This is a genomic window from Ramlibacter montanisoli (assembly GCF_013087525.1).
GTDB lineage: Bacteria > Pseudomonadota > Gammaproteobacteria > Burkholderiales > Burkholderiaceae_C > Ramlibacter > Ramlibacter montanisoli.
The window spans coordinates 2,471,228-2,489,581 of sequence record NZ_JABFCS010000001.1 but is presented as its reverse complement, the minus strand read 5'-3'; the positions used below and the strand labels follow the sequence as shown (position 1 = coordinate 2,489,581).

At 70.3% G+C, this 18,354-nt stretch carries 8 protein-coding genes and 1 pseudogene; 1 reads left to right on the top strand and 8 read right to left on the bottom strand.

Going from position 1 to position 18,354, the window contains the following annotated elements; translation table 11 throughout:
• Positions 1-4: 4 nt before the first annotated feature.
• From HK415_RS12185 to HK415_RS25040, 6 genes and pseudogenes are all read right to left on the bottom strand, one after another.
• Positions 5-6,418: a CARDB domain-containing protein gene (locus tag HK415_RS12185; RefSeq protein ID WP_373684649.1), complete on the bottom strand. Its 6,414-nt coding sequence runs from the start codon at positions 6,416-6,418 to the stop codon at positions 5-7.
• Between the two features lie 1,228 nt (positions 6,419-7,646).
• Positions 7,647-9,365: a CARDB domain-containing protein gene (locus HK415_RS26345; protein ID WP_309246676.1), complete on the bottom strand. Its 1,719-nt coding sequence runs from the start codon at positions 9,363-9,365 to the stop codon at positions 7,647-7,649.
• Positions 9,344-10,906, bottom strand: coding sequence for a hypothetical protein (locus tag HK415_RS12180; protein ID WP_171559563.1), 1,563 nt, complete (start codon positions 10,904-10,906; stop codon positions 9,344-9,346). The genes HK415_RS26345 and HK415_RS12180 overlap by 22 nt, the downstream gene beginning before the upstream one ends.
• A complete protein-coding gene (locus HK415_RS12175; protein ID WP_171559560.1) occupies positions 10,882-11,256 on the bottom strand; it encodes a hypothetical protein in 375 nt (124 codons plus the stop codon). Before HK415_RS12175 ends, HK415_RS12180 begins: the two co-directional genes overlap by 25 nt.
• Positions 11,257-11,294: 38 nt before the next feature.
• On the bottom strand, positions 11,295-12,593 hold the full coding sequence (locus tag HK415_RS25045; RefSeq protein ID WP_253261856.1) for a LamG domain-containing protein: 1,299 nt from the start codon (positions 12,591-12,593) through the stop codon (positions 11,295-11,297).
• 511 nt (positions 12,594-13,104) lie between these two features.
• Positions 13,105-16,074, bottom strand: a pseudogene (locus HK415_RS25040) (LamG-like jellyroll fold domain-containing protein); the annotation flags it as partial.
• On the opposite strand from HK415_RS25040, the gene HK415_RS12160 reads away from it, so the two are divergent.
• Entirely contained in the window at positions 16,052-16,597 is a 546-nt protein-coding gene (locus tag HK415_RS12160; protein ID WP_171559554.1) for a hypothetical protein, read from the top strand. The pseudogene HK415_RS25040 and the gene HK415_RS12160 sit on opposite strands and share 23 nt — an antisense overlap.
• Here the strand turns inward: HK415_RS12160 and HK415_RS12155 are convergent.
• Both HK415_RS12155 and HK415_RS25035 read right to left on the bottom strand, forming a co-directional pair.
• Positions 16,540-17,427 carry a LamG domain-containing protein gene (locus HK415_RS12155; RefSeq protein WP_309246833.1) on the bottom strand — a complete coding sequence of 296 codons (888 nt, stop codon included), beginning with the start codon at positions 17,425-17,427 and terminating at the stop codon, positions 16,540-16,542. The two genes, HK415_RS12160 and HK415_RS12155, sit on opposite strands and share 58 nt — an antisense overlap.
• On the bottom strand, positions 17,424-18,209 hold the full coding sequence (locus HK415_RS25035; protein ID WP_309246675.1) for an LEPR-XLL domain-containing protein: 786 nt from the start codon (positions 18,207-18,209) through the stop codon (positions 17,424-17,426). Before HK415_RS25035 ends, HK415_RS12155 begins: the two co-directional genes overlap by 4 nt.
• Positions 18,210-18,354: the final 145 nt, after the last annotated feature.

Here is an 18,354-nt window from a genome sequence, read left to right as displayed (position 1 = left end):
GCGGTCAGCGTGGTCTGGGGCGCCTCGCCGTCGATCGTGCTCGTGACGACGTCGGTCTCGAAGGGGCCTGATTGTCGAGGAGCACGCTCGCCTGCGCCGAGATCTCGGCGCCGGTGGCGGCGCCGAAGGCGGCCTGAACGGTCCAGCTCACGAAGCCGGCGCCACGGCCTTGCGTGTTGTCGGGCAGTAGCAGGCCGCGCGTGGCGTCCTGCAGCACCTCGCCGGTTTCCGGGTCGATGGCTTGCAACACCCAGCTCGCGGTGCGGCTGGTCGGGTCCACGCCGGCGCTCACGCGCACGATGAAGCCCAGCGAATTGCGCAGGTCGAAATCGCCCTGGAAGTTCGCGCGCTCGGCCGGCACGTGGATGGTGACGCCGCCGATCTGCATGTCGCCGAGGCGGAACGAACGCACCGACACATCGTCGTCGAGCACGCTCACGACACGCACCTCGTTGGCCGCGGTGCTCGACTCGGCCGGGTTGGCAAAGCGCACGGTGTAGGGCAGCGCGGTGTTGACCGGCACGAACTGCGCGTCGCCCGCGCCGGAGGGGCCGCTGATCGTGGCCCCGCCGGCGGCGCTCCGCGCGATCTGGTCGAACAGCGCCTGCAAGTCGAGCGCGGCCAGCGTGTTGCTGGACGCCAATGAGGAGAAGCCGGGGTCCACCGTCAGCGCGGGGCCTGCGCCGGCGCCCGGCGAGAACACGTTGACCGACTGGAAATAGGTTGGGTGCGACAAGCCGAGGTCGAAGTCCTCGAAGGCCGCGACCTTGGGCACCGGGATCGCATACTCGCCGCACTCGTCGCTGATGCGAATGTCGTAGCCGATCAGCGGCGCGATCGTCCCGGGCGTGTCGCCGTACCACTGGTGCACTTGCTCGAAGAAGGCGCCCAGCGAGCTTGGGCTGGCGATCTCGCGGCCCGCCGGCCCGACCAGCACGCCGCTGCCGAGCACCGCCAGCAGGCTCACGACCTTGGGGTCGCGCCGGATCGGCGGGGCCTCATCGGCCGGGCGCAGCAAGCCACCGTCCTCGAGCGCGGCCAGGTAGGCGTTGACCCAGCCCTCGCCATCGGCAGCGAGATTGATCAGCGCGGCATTGGCCTCGGTGTCGGCGAGCACCGCGCTGCGCAGCCTCTGGGCCTGCGCGGTCTGTTCGGCGACGAATTCGTCACGCGTCATCGGCGTGGCCGCAGCCGTGACGTTGAACAGGAAGGGCATGAACAGGGCCACGCACTTGTCGTTGAGCTTGGCGTTGGGGTCGGAGAAGTATTCCGCCAGCTCGCTGCCCAGGCTGCCGACGCCTTCCGCCAGCACGTCGGCCTTGGCGAGGTCCGGTCGCGCGTCGTAGAGCGCGCGCTTGTAGGCCTCGAAGTCGCGGTCGTACAGCGCCTTCAGGCCGGGATAGGTGGTGACGGAGAAGCTCATGCCGACGAAGCCGCCGGCAGTCACGTCCAGCGCATACCCGGGGGCCAGCATGAAACCGCCGCTGTTCACCTCGCTGTCCAGGCTGACCCAGGGCACGTCCGTGCGCTGGCCATCGGGCGCGCCGCGCACGTTCGAGTTGAAGCTCACGTACGGCAGGCCGAACACCTTGGCGTTGTCGCCCAGCTCGGGCGCGCCGAACGCAAAGTGCACGTAGGGCGTGTCCACGTTGGTCAGGCTCTGCAGCGAGACGCTGTACAGCCCGGTCTGCCCGGCGGGAACGACGCGCGGACCTCCCAGGCCGATCGTCACGTCGATCGGCAATGCCGCCTCGACCAGGTAGCGATAAGGCAGCGTCGCCAACGCGCCGTCTGGGTTGATCACGGCCACGTCGTACAAGCCGTGCGGCACGTTGCGCAGGTCGAAGGTGGCGATGATGGTCGTCGCGTCCAGCACCTCGAAGCGCGCCGGTTCGACTTCCACCAGGCCGGGCCGCACGAGCTTGACCAGCGCGCCCGGCTTGAAGCGCGCGCCGCTGATCGTGGTCGTGACCCAGCGACCGTCGCCGCCCTGGTCCTGCACGATGTCGGTGATGCTGAACGGCAGCGCCTTGGCGGTGAGTTTCACGGGCGCGTGTGCGGCCGCCCCGGAGCGGCCCTGGATCAGCACGTAGTAGTCGCCGGCCAGCGTGGCCGGCACCACCGTGCTCGGGTCGGCCGACAAGGTCTGGCTGGCACCGAAGTCGAAGGCAAAGCCGCTGGCCACGTCGCCGTAGCGCACGAACAGCTCGTTGGCCGAGAGGTCGTCGGCGCCGTCGAGCGCGAGGCTGAGGGTTTCACCGGCGCCGACAGTGACCCTGAACAGCCGCTGCTGGCCCGGCGACAGTGTCGTGAGCAAGGGCACGCCCAGTTGCAGCGCCGGCACGGTGAGTGCCAGCGTGCCGGCACTGGCCGTCGCATTGTTGCGCTCGTCCGCGCCTTCGTGGACCTCGTTGAAGATGTCGCTGCGCACGATGATGCGGTAGTCGCCGGCCTTGGCCGGCGGCAGCCGGGCCAGCAACTGCGAGCTGTAGCTGGCGCCCACGGCCAGGTTGCCGCTGTGCGCAACCTTGCCCAGCAGCACGTCGCCCAAGCCCCACTCGCCGTCGCTGGACAAATAGATCGAATCGGTCCACGAGCCTTCGGCCATGGCGCCGGCCTGGTTGGTCACCGTGAAGTCGATGCGCACTTCCTCGCCGGTGCTCGCGCCGGGCGGCGCGCTGATCGCGGTGATCACGAGGTCGGACGGCGGCGGCAGTTCGATCAGCATCGGGGTCGGCGACACGCTGACGTTGTTGCCTTCGAAGCCTGCCTCGAAGACCTGGCCGCGCGGAACGCCGGCACCCAGCGCAGGGTCGGTCTGCACGAACACGTAGTACGCACCGGTCAGGTCGCGCGGCAGCTTGAGGGCGGTTTCCGGCGAGCTGTTGGTCACGACCGTGTAGCTGCCGCCATGGGCCGCGACCACGCCTTCGTGCCTGATCTGGCCGATGAAGCGGTCGGCCACCGGGTCGAACAGCGGGTCGGCCGACAGGTAGATGCGGTCGAACCAGCTGACGCCTGCCCCGGGAGTGGCCGCGCCGCCGGTGTTGGTCACGGTGTACTGGAATTCCAGCGCCTGGCCGCGCAGCGTGCGCTCGGGCACCACCATGTCGGTGACACGCAGGTCGGCGGCGGGGGCCAGGGTCACGGAAACGGCCTGTACCGTGGTGTTGTTGCCTTCGTCCCTGAACTCGGGCACCGCATCGTCGACGACCTGGATGGCGCCCAAGCCGATGGTCGCGGCCGCACGGCCCGGTTCCTGGCCGAACACGTCGGAGTCGGCGAAGGCGATCAGGTAGAAGGGCCCCTCCGCGTCCCCGGGAATCTGGAACGTGGCCGTGCGCTCGTAGCTGTCGCCGGCGCCCAGCGGACCCAGGCGCAGGAAGCTCGCCACCTGCAGGTCGGCGCTGTCGAGCGAGGGGTCGCGCGACAGGTACAAGCGGTCGGTCCAGCGCCATTCGCGCGTGTCGCGCGTGCCCTCGTTGCTGACCGTGAATTTGACCGTCAGGTCCTGCCCCGACAGCAGCGGCCCCGGCGGGACGGTGATGTCCGAGATCGTCAGGTCCGGCTCGCGGTAGATGATGTCGATCGTGCCGCGGCTGAAGTTGTTGTTGCTCGCCTCGGCTTCGTACACATTGCCGGCATACAGGCGGCGCACGCGGTCGTTGTCGCCATTGTCGCCCTCGGCCGCCGTCGACGTGCCCTGGAACGCAATGTCGCTGCCCACATACAGGAAATACGGTCCGTCATGGCCGGCCGGCACCGCGATCTCGGTGCTGGCGGTGTAGCTTTCGCCATGCGCCAGGCCGTCGCCGGCCGCGTGCACCAGCTGTCCGACCCTCACCGCGCGCGAACCGAAGGTCGGATCGGGCGAGAGCCACACCGCGTCGGTCCAGTGCCGGGTGCCGGCCCAGATGGCGGCGCCGTCGTTGCGCACCGTCCAGCTCACGGTGGTGCGCTCGCCGGAGAAGTTCTGCGGCGCGGGCGCACTGATCGAGGTCACCACCAGGTCGGCCGGACGCGCGACCACCTCGGTGGTCGCCGTGTGTGCGTTGTTGTCCTCGATCGACTCGATGACGAATGGAACGATCGGGTTGGTGTCGGCGATCACCGTGACGTACAGGCCCTTGGTCGCCGGCGAAAGATCGAAGGACTTGGTCTGCGTGTAGCTGGCCAGAGGGTCCAGCGAGTGCAGGCGCTCGAAACTGCCCAGCGACCAGACCCTGGCGCCAGGGGCGAACAGGTCCGGCGTCTCATGCAGGAAAACGCTGTCGGACCAGGAGCCGCCCAGGCCGATGGCCACGCCCTCGCCGAAGTTGCGCACCGTCCAGGTCACGGTGAACGGGCCATCGACCGAGCCCGGGTTGCCGGGGCCTGCGTTGGTGCTGACGGCGACGACCTGCAGATCCGGCAGCGGCGGCACGGGCGTGCCCAGGATGTCGATCGCGCGCGCCTTGTAGTTGTTGCTGTCGAACTCGTTCGGGTCGTCGGTGTTGAGATTGCTGGCCAGGGTGTCCTCGAACACCGCGTCGTAGGCGTCGCTCCAGGGCGTGATGAACCAGGTGCCGGAATCGATCTGCTGCGGGATGCGGACCTTGACTTCCTGCGTGTAGCTCTCGCCCAGCGCCAGCGCTCCGTCGTGGGCAAAGCTGCCCAGCAGCACTGCGTCGTTGCCGGGAATCACGATCGGCGTGCCTTCCACCGTCAGCACCGAACGCGGGCCGGGGCTGGGGCGGGTCTTGTCCTTGGTCAGCCAGACGGTGTCGGTCCAGCCGCTGCGGTTGGTCGCGGCCGAGCCCTTGTTGGTCACCGTGAAACGCACGGTGATCTCGCCCCCGTACACCGCTTGCGCCGGCACCACCACGGCGCCCGTGACGAGATCGGACAGCGGTTGCGCCTCGACGAACACGGCCTTGACCGCGATGTTGTTCCTTTCGTTGGCCGCGGGGTATTCCTCGACCGCGCCGCCGGCGTCGGCCATCGCGATGAAGAAGCCCGGGCCGCGGAAGCGCTCCGGAATGACGATGCTGCGGGTCGTCGATGCATAGGCCGCGTCCTTGGCCAGCGCAGCGCCGTTCTCGACCGCTTCCAGCAGGATGTCGTCGCTGCCCAGCTTGTCGTCGAGGGACAGGTACACGTGGTCGACCCAGCGCGGCGTGGCCGTGGCCACCGGGCCGCGGTTGACCACCGTGAACGCCACCGCCGCGGTGCTGCCGGCGGTCACGCGCTCGGGCGCGGTCAGAGTCTGGACCTGCAGGTCGGGCCGCGGGTTCAGCGAGAGCAACAGCACCTCGTCGTCGAGCAAGGTGTTGTTGGCGATCTCCGGGCTGCCTTCGAACAACGTATTGCCGCCGTCGGTGCTGACCACCACCTGCCAGCCCCCTTCGGTGCGCGCCGGCAGCTTGAATCGCTCGGTGCGCGTGTAGCTGAGTCCGGCGTCGAGGCCGCTGGTCGTGGTGAACGAACCCAGCACGATCGGCTTGGGTGTGGCCGGATCGGCCGGGTCCAGTCCGGGCTTGCGCAGCGACACGGTGTCGGTCCACGAGCCGGCCGCACGGGCCACGCCGTCGTTGCGCACGCTCCAGGTGATGTCGATCGATTCGCCCTCGTTGGCCGCAGTGGGCGCGCTGATGGACGTCACCACGAGGTCGGGCGCCGGCGACTGGCTCACCAGCACCGGCCCGGCGCTGGCGCTGTTCAGGGCGTCGTCGTGGATGAACTCGAACACGCCGCCGGTGCGCACCGTCACGTAGACCGGCCCCGACAACGCATCGGGCAGGCGGACGCTGCCGCTGCGCTCGTAGCGGTCGCCCGCGGCGAGGACTCCGATATGGTCGAAGCCCGCGATGGCGACCACGTCGCTCCCGTCGGGATTGCGCGAGACGATCACCGTGTCCGACCAGCTCGTGCGGTCGGTGCGCGCGATGCCGTCGTTGCGCACCGCCCAGCTCACGGCCAGCGACTGGCCGGACTGCGCCGTGGCGGGCACCACCAGGTCGGTGAGCACCAGGTCGGCGAACGGGATGGGCATCAGGTCCAGCGGCGCCGGCGCGGCCGCGGCGTTGTTGGCCTCGGAGCCGTTCTCGAACACCTGCCTGCCCGCATCGGCGATGACGAAGACGCGATAGCTGTCCGGCGCGTAGCTGGCCGGTGCGAACACGGTCTCGCTGCGGCTGTAGCTCGCCCCCTGGGCGAGGCCGGTGTCGCGCACGAAGTTGCCGATGACGATGTCGTCGTTGTCCCCTGCCACCGCGTTCTTCGACAGCACCAGGCGATCGGTCCAGCTCGAGGCCAGGCCCGCGCCGGTGCCGGTGTTGCGCACGGTCCACCCGACGGTGATGCGGGCCGGGTCGGCGATCAGGCGCGCCGGCGCGGTGACATCGCTGACGGCCAGGTCGGCATAAGGCGCGAGCGTCACCGTGATCGCCGTCGCGGCGACGTTGTTGCCTTCCCCTCCGACTTCTCCCACCTCGCCGAGTGCATCGCTGACCGCCACGAGGTACCAGCTGCCCTGCACGTCCACCGGGATGGTGATGTCGAACACGCTGGGGTAGCTCGCGCCGGCCGCCAGGGTCGAGTCCACCGCCCGCGAGGCCAGCAGGCGTGCACTGCCATCGACGGTCGGCGTGCTGGACAGGTAGAGCCGGTCGGTCCAGGCGCCGGTCAGCGTGGTCGATCCCGCCTGGTTCACGTCGAACGTCACCTGCACCAGGTCGCCCGAGGTCGCGGCGGCCGGTGCCGCGACGGCCGTCGCCTGGAGATCGACATGACGCAGCGACAGCGTGTTGCTCACCGCCGCGTTGTCGCCTTCCCGCTGCGACTCGTAGACTCCGTGCTGCGCATCGGTGACGACCAGCAGGCGCGCGCCGTCGGTGTCGGCCACCGCCGGCAGTGCCACCTGCAGGCTGGCGCTGTAGTTCGCGCCGACCGCCAGGGGCTCGTTGCGCGAGCGCGTCCCCAGCAGTGTGGCCCCGGCCAACTGGCCGATGGGTGCGAAGTAGACGTAGTCGGTCCAGGGGCCCAGCGCGGCGACCTCGCCCTCGTTGGTGATGGTCCAGCTGGCCGACACCACGGCGCCGGCGAGCGCCTGCGCCGGCGCGATCACCGCGCCGGCCACCAGGTTGGCCGAAGGCGCCGGCGCGATGACCAGGGGCGCAGGCGCGGTCCCGGTGTCGTTGCCGATGCGGCCCCCTTCGAAGACGGACCCGTCGATGTCACTGCGCACCAGCACCTGCCAGCTGCCGGTCAGCTCCAGGGGCAGCGTGAAGCTGGCTCGCACCGTGTAGGTCTCTTGCGTCGCCAGCGGCCCGCTGCGGTTGAAGGTGCCCAGCACGATGTCCGTGCTGTCGTAGATCCCGTCGTTCGAAAGCACGACGCGGTCGCGCCAGCTGCCGTCGGCGATGGCGTTGCCGATGTTGCGCACGCGCCAGGCGACCTCGACCGAGGTCCCGGCGATCGCGGCGCCCGGGGCGCTGACGGCTTCGACCAGGAAGTCGCTGAAAGGCGAAGCGACCGTGACCGCCGTCGGCGCGGAGGTGTTGTCCGGACGGGTGTCCGGTTCGACGACGGACGCGAGAACGTCGGTGCGCACGATCCAGTGCAGGGTGCCGTCGAACTGGTTCGGCAGCGTGACCAGCGCACTCGCGTCATAGCTCGCGCCGGCGGCCAGGGGGCCGGTGTGCGGCACGTCCACGCTCAGGCGGTCGTCGCCATTGCCGAAGCTGCCGTCGCCCGAGAGCACGAGGCGATCGATCCAGCTGCCGGTCGCGGCGGTGGCGCCGGCATTCGTCACCGTCCAGGTGACGGTGACCGTCTGGCCCCCGCCAGCGCTCGGCACCGAGACCGGGGCGCCGGCCACCAGGTTCGGGTAGGCCGCCTGGGCCGAAGTGAACGTCAGGCTCGCCGCATTGTTCCCTTCCGCCGTGTTGGACGCGTTCAACTCCAGCACGCCGCTGCTGCCGTTGACGTCGGAATCGCTCGTGACCGTCACTTCGAAGTTGCCGGCTCCTGCCTGCCCGTCGGGCAGCTGGAAACTGATCTCCCGCGCGCGGCTCCCCCGCGGCAATGACACCGCCCACCGCGGCGTCGTACAGCACCGCCGTGTTGAGGATGACCTGGCCCGTGGCGATGTTGACCACCCGCACGCGCTCGCTGAAGCCGTTGCGTACGACGGCGTTGCCCTCGTTGAGGGTGGTCCAGCGCAGCGTGAGCGTCGCGCTGGAGAGCAGGGGGCCGGGGTCGAGCGCCAGGCCCTGCACGCGCAGGTCCGGTGCCGACGCGACCGACAGGCTGGCGACGTTGTTGGTCTCGCCGGTGCCGCCGGCATTGACCTCCACGACCGACGCGCCGCTGTCGACGGTGACGCTGAAGGTGTAGAGGCCGGTTTCGAGGCTGCCGGACGGCCAGCTGAAACCGACGCTGCGTTCGACGAAGCCGCCGCCCGCGGCGAGCGCGCTGCCGTCATGCGTGAGGGTCTGCGACAGGACGGTCTGGTTGGACGAGACGTTGCGCACCAGCAAGGTCTCGGTCCAGGGCCCGCTGGCGTCGCGCGTGCCGTTGTTCGTGCTGCGCCACTGCACCGTGACCGCCGCACCGGCCTCCCAGCCGCTGGGCGGCGTGACGGTCAGCGCGCCGGGCTGCAGATCGGCGTAGACCGGCAACGTCGACGTGACCACCGTGTCGGCGGCGTTGTTGCCCTCCGCGGTGCCCGGACCGTTCTGCTCGGCCAGTGCGTTGTCGATGTCGAGCGTGACGGCAAAGCGCAGCAGGCCGGCGCCGAGGGCGCCTTCGGGCAGCGTGACCGCGGCCGACCGCGCCAGCTGCGCGCCCGCGGCCAGGGCGCCCAGTGCGCCGGCGTCGTAGGGCAGCACCACGCTGGCGATCACCTCGTCGCTGCCTACGCGCGTGACGACCACGCGGTCGCGCCAGGCGACATCGGCGGGAAGCAGCCCCTCGTTGCGATCCACCCAGTGGAACGTGACCGTCGCACCGGCCTCGATCGTGCCCTCGACCAGAAGGTCGGTCGGCCGCAGGTCGGGGGCGGGCGTGCTCTCGAGGGCGCTCAGGCGGACCGGCGCCACCACCGGCAAGGGCTGCGCGAGCACGCGGTAGTCATTGAGCGCGGTCGTGTAGCGTCGGCCTTCGATGGCCAGCGTGTAGGTGCCGGTGTCGCCCAGTGTGAGGACGTCGACGTCGCTCGGGAGACCCTGCAGCCAGACGAGATTGCCGAGGGGGCCATACAAGCGCCACAGCGCATCGCCATTGGCGACCTGCTGCGAATCGAAGTAGTAGCGGTCGCCGGCGGTGGCCTCGAAGCGGTACAGGTCGGTCTCGTTGCCCGGGCTCAGCGTCCCGCTGCGGGCCACCCCGGCGTGATCGGGGTGGCGGCGGCCAGATCGAGCAGCCGGAAGGCGACGTTGCCGGTGGCGTCGGCGGCGCCGTCCACGGTCAGGACGTAGTTGCCCGCTTCCAGGTCGAGCAGCGGATTGCCGCCGATGTCCCACGAATCGGAGGAGCGGATGGCCCGCTCGCCCCCCAGGAAGCCGCCGGGCCCGACCAGGGTCCCGCGCGGGCCGCGCAGGCTCCAGTTGAAGGGCGAATCGGACAGCGCATCGAACAGCATGGCCGCGCGGGTGCCGAGCGTGAATTCGTAGTGGAGGCGCTGGCCGGTGTGCGCGATGGTGCCGTCCACGCGTTCGCCGACCACCAGCGTGGCCTCGATGTCGGCCACGGGCTGCGCGTTGATCCGGAACGCATTCGTGGCGGCCGCCTGGTAGCGGCGGCCCTCGACGACCAGGGTCCAGGTGCCGGCCTGGTCCAGCGTGGTGACGTCCACGTCGCTGGTCAGCCCGGTGATCCAGCGCTGGTCGCCGCTGGGCGAGATCAGCCGCCAGCTGGAGTCGCCGTTGCTTGCCTGCTGCGCGTCAAAGTACACCCGGTCGCCCGCGGCGGCATCGAAGCGGTAGGCGCGCGTGCTGTTGCCCGGGGCCAGCGTGTCCGACAGCGGCGTGCCCGGCGTGAGCACCGTGGCGGCCGACAGGTCCATCAGCCGGAAGCCGTAGGCACCGGTGGTGTTGCCGTCGATGCGCAGCGTATAGGTTCCCGCGGCCAGGCGCATCACCGGATTGCCGCCCATGTCCCAGCTGCGCTGCTGGAAGTTCAGGCTGCCGATCTGGCCCCGGTCGCCCGTGAGCGTCCAGCGCAGTTGCCCGTTGTCCACGCGCGGGTCCATCACCACCAGCGTGTCCTGCGCCAGCGTGAAGCTGTAGAGGTCGCGCTGCGTGGCCACCGTGCGCTCGCCGCTGGTCAAGGCATCCAGCACCAGCGGCGCCGGTGCCGCCGGCGTCGTGTCCAGCCGGGCCCAGTCGATGGCGACGTCGGCCTTGGTTGCCGTGCCGCCGAGCGTGTTGAACTGGTAGATGCCAAAGCGGGCGCCGCCCGTGAACCAGTCCGCCGTCACGCCCAGGTCGCGCGACAGCAGTTCGGTGCTGGCGTCGCTCAGGACCACCGCACGCACGTTGCCGTTGGCAGCGGCCTCGAGCTTCAGTCGATACCAGGTGTTGTCGGCGAAGGCGAAGGCCTGGTCGAGGCGCCCCAGGTCGGAACGCGCCGAGCGGAACTGGCGGTTGGCTCCGTTGGCGTCGCTGAACAGGTTGACGTACAGGCTGCGATTCGGATCGTCCACCGCCGAGAGGCTCAGCGCGATGAATTCGTCGGTGCTGGCGCCGGTGCCCTGTACCAGGGTATTCAGGCGGATCTCGAAGTCCAGGCCCTGGCCCGCGACGTTGCGCGTGCCGGGCAAGGAGAGCCCGGTGCCGCCGCCGCCGCGCACGGACGTCAGCCGCAGGACGCTCGCGCCGTCGAGCGATTCGAACGCGGGCGTCATGGTGCCGGTGCCCGTGGGCACCCCCAGTGGCTGGCGAGGCTGGCGCCATCGAAGCTGTCGTCGATGCCGCTGATGCGCTCGGCCAGCGTGTTGCCCCGGGGCAGCACCTGGAAGCTGTAGCCGTTGGGCGACTGGTGGTGCCGCCGCCCTTCGACCAGCAGCGTGTAGCTTCCGGCCTGCGTCAGCGTGCGTTCGGCCACGTCGGAGCCGAAGAAGCTGCTGAAAAGCTGGTCGCCGGCCGGCGAGATCAGGCGCCACTGCATGTCGGCGTCGGAGGCGGACAGGAAGTCGAAGGCCACCCGGTCGCCGGCGGCCGCGTCGAAACGCCAGGCCTGGGTGGCATTGCCGGGATCGATGCTGCCCGTGACCACGCTGCCGGGAGTGAACGCCGTGGCCTGCGCGAGGTCGATCAGGCGCCATGCGAAAGCGCCGGTGGCATCCCCGGCGCGTCGATGGTGAACGTGTAGCGGCCGGGGGCCAGCTCGTGCACCAGCCGGTTGCCGGCCGCGAAGTCGGCGATGTAGCCGTCGGCGGTGCCCCACTCGCGCGAGTCGCTGCCCTGGAAGCTGCGAGCGCTGACATGCGTGCCCCGCGGGCCTTCCAGCGTCCAGGTGAAGTTGGTGTCCGCCAGCGAGTCGAACACGACCTGCTTCGGTTGCAGCAGGTCCAGCGTGTAGACCACGCGCTGGCCCGGCACCTCGATGCGGCCGGCCACCGTGCCGGGCAGGTTGTCGAACAGGCCCGACACGCTGCCGGCATGTCCCAGCCCGCTGCTGTCTGCCAGCACGGTGCCGCTGCCTTCGTCGAGGCGCCAGTTCAGCATCAGGTTCGGCGTTCCGGCGGCGACGGCCGCGTGGCGCGCGGCTTCGATTTCGGCGCCGCTGCGCGCGACCTTCCACAAGCGCAGGTCTTCGATCGTGCCGTTGAAGGTGCTGAACTGGGACGAGGGCTCGCGGGTGCGGCCGACGTCCAGCGCCGACGTGCTGCTAAAGGGGTTGGTCGTCCGCACGGCGGCGGCGGCGACCTGCACGCCGTCGACGAAGATCTTCATCGTGCCGGCGTCCCGGTCGATCGTCGCTGCCACGTGCGTGCGCACCCCGAGCCGGATGGGCGAACCGCTGGTGGTCACGGCTTGTTCGGCGCCGTCGCCGGTGCTCAGGATCAGGTTGCCGCTGTTGTTGACCCACAGCGAGTAGGTGCGGCGCGCGCCGAAGGTGGCGTCCCCCGCGCCCTTGTAGACGATCGGCATGAAGCTGTTGACGAACCGGTCCACCGTCACCCAGGCTTCGATCGTGAGCGCGCGCGGCGCATTCAGGTCGGCGGCGTCGGGGGTCTGCAGCCAGTGATGGCCGGCAAGCGCGAGTTGCCCACCGGTCCAGGTCGGCGCCAGGCCCTGCGACTGGCCCAGCACCAGCGTGTGCACCGGGTCGATCACCGGCTGGAGCGTCACGCGGTAGCTGTTGTCGGTGGTGGTCGCCGTGCGGCGGCCTTCGATCAGCACGGTGTAGCGGCCGTCCGATGGCACGGTGAACGGGCCCGAGTCGGTGTCCAGCCCGGTGAGCAGCAAGGGGTCGCCTTGCGGCGAGATCACGCGGATGCTGCCATTCCCGTTCGCCCTCGCCTGGATGTCGAGGTAAAAGCGCTGCCCGGCGGTGGCATCGAAGGCATAGGCATCGGACCGGCTGCCGGGCACCAGATCGCCCACCATCGGAGTGCCCGGCGTCATGGTCGGCGCCGCCGCAAGGTCGATCAGGCGCAGTCCGTACGCGGAAGTGTTGTCGGCGGACGCATCGACGCTCAACGTGTACGTGCCCGCGGCGAGATCGAGCACCGGGTTTCCGTCGAAGGAGTCCGAACTCTGCACGTTGCGCGTGGCAACGTAGCCGCCCGGGCCGGTCAGGCGCCAGCTGACCACCCCATACGCATTGGACAGGTTGTCCAGCGCATACAGGCCTCGGCTGGCGACATTGAACCGGTAGCTGTCGGTCTGTCCGGGCGTCGCGATGAGGCCGCCCAGCACGGTGCCGCCCATGCCCTGGAAACGGCCGCTCAGGCGCGCCGGCGCCCCACCGCTCATGCCGCTCGCACTCAGGCCGCCGGCCAGCGTGTCGAACGGCAGATAGGCCGACAAGCCGGCTTCGTTGCCGGCGAGCCCGTTGCCCAGGCCCGAAGCGATGTCGCCGGCACTGCGCGCCACACTCCACAGCCGCACCTTCGATCACGCCGTCGAACTCGCCGCCCAGCGGCTCCGTGCCGATCATCAGCGGCGAGGTGTTGCCCGCCGCCGCAGCGCTGCCCAGTGCCGACGTGCCGGCAAGCACGCCATTGACGTAGATGCGCAACTGAGGCGTGCCGCCGCTGCGGTCGATCACGCCGGCAATGTGCGTCCACTGGCCAAGCACGACGCTGCCATTGGGGCTGTTCACCGTGTGATTGGTGCCGTTGGCATCGGCCACGCTGAGGTGCAGGAAGCCGCCGTTGTTGAGCCAGAGCGAATAGGTGCGCGAGCCGACCGTGTCGCCCGACTTCACCACGATCGGCATCCAGGTGTTGCTGAAGCGCTCGGGCCTGATCCATGCTTCGACGGTGACATCGCCCCGGAGGTCGACCGCCGCGCCGTTGGGCACGGACGCATAGGCTGTGCCCCAGGCTCCGAAGCCCTGCCCGATCCGGCCCGGAGCCAGACCCGGGTCGACCCCGTAGCGATTGCCCAGTTCGATATCGACGATGGCCTGGCCAAGCGGCCGCAGGTTGAACTGGTAGGCATTGGCCTGGTGGGGCGCGTGATGGCGGCCCTCGGCCAGCAGCGTGTAGCGGCCGGCGAGCGCGAGACTGAAGGTGTCGACGTCGCTGGTGAGGCCCGTTTCCCATACCAGGCGACCGAGCGGGTCCAGCAGGCGCCAGCGGCCGTCGGAAGTGGCGGCGCCCAGGTTGTCGAAATAGAAGCTCTGCCCGGCGACGGCGTCGAACGCCCAGGCATCGGTGCGGCTTCCCGGGCGCAGTTCGGCGCCCACCGCCTGGCCGGGGGTGAAGAGCGTGGCGGCGCCCAGGTCGATCAGGCGCAGCCCATAGGCCGCCACGCCGTCGCCCGAGGCGTCGATCGACAGGGTGTAGTCGCCTGCGGCGAGCTCGTAGCTTGCGAAGAAATTCGAGGAGTCAGTGCTGTTGAGATTGCGGGCAGCGACCAGGCCGTCGGGGCCGGTGAGCGACCAATTGACCACGCCGAAGGAGTTGGTCAGCGCGTCCACGACGATGCGCGTGTCCTGCGCCATCGTGAAGCGGTAGCGGTCGGTCTGGCCGGGGGTGGCGAGGAGGCCTGCGATGACGCCGGGCGTGTCGCCCAGGAGATGCGACACCGTCACCCCGGCGGCGAACGGCCCCGCATCGGCCACGGTGTTGCCGCTGCCCTCGTCGAAGGGCAGGCGCAGGCTCAGGCCGGCCACCGGAGCTGCGGGCACGGCATTGCGATCGGCAATGATCTGCGCCTGGGTGCGGGCGACGCTCCACAGCCGCAGTTCGTCGATCGCCCCGTCGAAGGCGGTGTCGACGGCGCGGTTGGCCGGATCGGAGCCGCCGATGTACAGCGGGGTGGACACGTCGATCCCGGCGCTGCTGCGCACTGCGCCGGAGGCCGCGAGCACGCCATCGAGGTAGACGCGCAACTGCGGGGTCGCGGCGCTGCGGTCGATGACCGCGGCGACATGGGTCCACCGGTCGAGCTGGATCGAACCCGCGGCCGTCACGATGTTCTGTCGTCCCGCGGCGTCGCGCGTTCCCCACCACAGGAAACCACTGTTGTTGAGCCACAGTTCGTAGCCCCACCGGTCCAACTCGTCGCCCTTGAGGGCGATCGGTGTCCAGGTGGTGGCGTAGGCCTCGGGCCGGATCCAGGCCTCCAGCGTCAGGTCGTTGCGCAGATTGGTCGCGGGGCCGGTTACGCCCAGCCAGCGCAAGCCGTCGAACTCCAGCGCGGTGCCGCTGCCCAGCGCCGGTGCGCCGGCGCCCCAGCGCGCGCCCGTGCCGACGGTCTGGCCGAACGTGATGTCGGTGGTCGTCGTCACGGCGGGCACCACGTTGACCGTGAAGGCATTGGTCGATGCCGCCTGGTAGCGGCGGCCCTCGACGATCAGGGTCCAGGTGCCGGCCTGGTCCAGCGTGGTGACGTCCACGTCGCTGGTCAGCCCGGTGATCCAGCGCTGGTCGCCGCTGGGCGAGATCAGCCGCCAGCTGGAGTCGCCGTTGCTTGCCTGCTGCGCGTCAAAGTACACCCGGTCGCCCGCGGCGGCATCGAAGCGGTAGGCGCGCGTGCTGTTGCCCGGGGCCAGCGTGTCCGACAGCGGCGTGCCCGGCGTGAGCACCGTGGCGGCCGACAGGTCCATCAGCCGGAAGCCGTAGGCACCGGTGGTGTTGCCGTCGATGCGCAGCGTGTAGGTTCCCGCGGCCAGGCGCATCACCGGATTGCCGCCCATGTCCCAGCTGCGCTGCTGGAAGTTCAGGCTGCCGATCTGGCCCCGGTCGCCCGTGAGCGTCCAGCGCAGTTGCCCGTTGTCCACGCGCGGGTCCATCACCGCCAGCGTGTCCTGCGCCAGCGTGAAGCTGTAGAGGTCGCGCTGCGTGGCCACCGTGCGCTCGCCGCTGGTCAAGGCATCCAGCACCAGCGGCGCCGGTGCCGCCGGCGTGGTGTCCAGCCGGGCCCAGTCGATGGCGACGTCGGTCGTGCTGGTGCCGCCGTTGGTGTTGGCCTGGTAGATCCCGGCGCGGAAGCCGCCGGCGAAGACGTCGCTCGTGACGCCGAACGACAGGCTCGCCAGCTCTACGCCCACGTCGCTGAGGACGACCGCGCGCAGGTGCCCGTCCACCGCCGCCTCCAGGCGCAACCGGTACCAGGTGTTGTCGGCGAAGGCGAAGGCCGGGGACTGGAAGCCGCTGCCGCCCACGCCGCGGCTGTCGATGCGGAACTGGCGCGCGGCGCCGCTGGCATTGCTGTAGAGCGCAGTTGCGATCCACCGGTTCGGGTCGGCCACGTCGGTGAGGCTCAGGCCGATCAGCTCGTCGCTGCCGGCGCCCGTGCCCTGCACCAGGGTGTTGAAGCGCACTTCGTAGTTCAGGCCCTGGCCGACGGCGTTGCTGGTGGTGGTCCAGCCCTCGCCGCGGAACTGCCCCGCGATGCTGTTCTGCAGGCGCAGCACCGAAGCGCCGTCCAGCGTCTCGAAAGCGCAGTTCGGGTGTTCCGGCGGGGGTGAGGGTGCTCGGCACGCCGCCGGCGCGCCACAGCGGGTCGAGCGCCGGGCCGTCGAAGGCCTGGTCGAACCCAGGGGTCCGCTCGCTGTAGGTGTTGCCGCGCGGCAGCACGTTGAAGCTGTACGCGTTGGGCACGCGCGCAAAGCGCCGGCCCTCGACCAGCAGCGTATAGCTTCCGGCCTGCGCCAGCGTGCGTTCGGCCACGTCGGAGCCGAAGAAGCTGCTGAAAATCTGGTCGCCGGCCGGCGAGATCAGGCGCCACTGCATGTCGGCGTCGGAGGCGGACAGGAAGTCGAAGGCCACGCGGTCGCCGGCGGCCGCGTCGAAACGCCAGGCCTGGGTGGCATTGCCGGGATCGATGCTGCCCGTGACCACGCTGCCGGGAGTGAACGCCGTGGCCTGCGCGAGGTCGATCAGGCGCCATGCGAAAGCGCCGGTGGCATCCCCGGCGCGTCGATGGTGAACGTGTAGCGGCCGGGGGCCAGCTCGTGCACCAGCCGGTTGCCGGCCGCGAAGTCGGCGATGTAGCCGTCGGCGGTGCCCCACTCGCGCGAGTCGCTGCCCTGGAAGCTGCGAGCGCTGACATGCGTGCCCCGCGGACCCTCCAGCGTCCAGGTGAAGTTGGTGTCCGCCAGCGAGTCGAACACGACCTGCTTCGGTTGCAGCAGGTCCAGCGTGTAGACCACGCGCTGGCCCGGCACCTCGATGCGGCCGGCCACCGCATCGGTCAGCTTGTCCAGCAAGCCGGAGAAGCTGCCGGCGTGCCCCAGTCCGCTGTTGTCCGCCAGGAGCGTGCCGGCGCCCTCGTCCAGCCGCCAGTCCAGCAGCAGGCCGGGCGTCCCCGGTGCCACTTCGGTGCTGCGCGCGGCGTCGAGCTCGGCCGCCGAGCGCGCAACGTTCCAGAGGCGCACGTCTTCGATGCGGCCGACGAAGGGCCCGAAGCCGCCAAACGGCTCGGACGTGAAGCCCACGGTCAGCGGCGAGGCGCTGGCCGTGGCATTGCCGGTCCGCACGCTGCCGCTGGCCACCTGCGTTCCGTCGACGAAGATCGCCATGGTGCCCGCATCGCGGTCGATCGTCGCCGCCACGTGGGTGCGCACGCCCGGCGTCACCAGGGCAGAGGGGGAAGACAGGAACTGCTCGCTCCCGTCGCCGGTGGAGAGGAGCAGGCCGCCGCCGTTCACCGCGAACAACGCAAAGGTGCGGCCCGCACCCAGCGTGCCGTCGCCGGCGCCCTTGTAGAACAGCGGCATGTAGCTGTTGGTGAAACTGCCCAGCGTGACCCAGGCCTCCATCGTCACCACGCGCGGTGCGTGCAGCCCGGGCGCGTCGGGCGTCTGCAGCCAGTTCGAGCCGTCGAGTACCACGCCGCCGCCGTTCGGCCAGGCCGGCGCCAGCGCCTGGCCCTGGCCCAGAACCAGGGGCTTGGCCTGGTCGACCACCTGGTGGATCGTGAAGGCATAGTCCGCGCCGTCGTGGTCGTCACGCGGCCCTCGACCAGAAGGCTGTACAGGCCGGTCTGCGCCAGCGTGACGTTCTCGACATCGGACGTCATCGACGTCGGCCCCCAGACCGACCGGCCATCGGGCCCGATCAGGCGCCACCACGTGTCGCCGCCCTGCTGCGTGCGGTCGAAGAAGTAGGTCTGCCCGGCAGTGCCAACGAAGTTGTATGCATCCGTTTCATTGGCGGGACCGAGTTGCCCGCTGACGGACGTGCCCGGCGTGACCGTGGCGGCACGCCCCAGGTCCAGGATGCGGAAGGCATAGCTGCCGGTGCGGTCACCGGTGCCATCGATGGACAGGGTGTAGTCGCCGGGCGGCAGGTCGTAGGCCACGGCGCCGCCGCGGTCGATCGCGTCGGCACTGCGCAGCGGGATGGCCGATGCGATGCTGCCGGCCTGGCCTTCCAGCGACCACTGCAGGCTGGAATCGGCCGTCAGCGAATCGAAGACGACGCGGATCTCGTCCTGGACGCTGAACACGTAGCGATCGACTTCACCCGGTACGTCGATGGAGCCCTCGACGCGTGGCACCACGGTGTCGGCCGCCAGCAGCACCCGGGGCTCGAACGTTTCGAACACCGGCCGCGGCGCGACCGGCGCCGGCGACGCCAGGCTCTCGAGTGCCCGCCGCACGAGCCCTGCCAGCAGCCGGATCGGCCCGGCGGATTGCCGGTTCGACAACGCTGCGCGCGAACCAGAATCGGTTTTCCGACTGCGCGTGTCC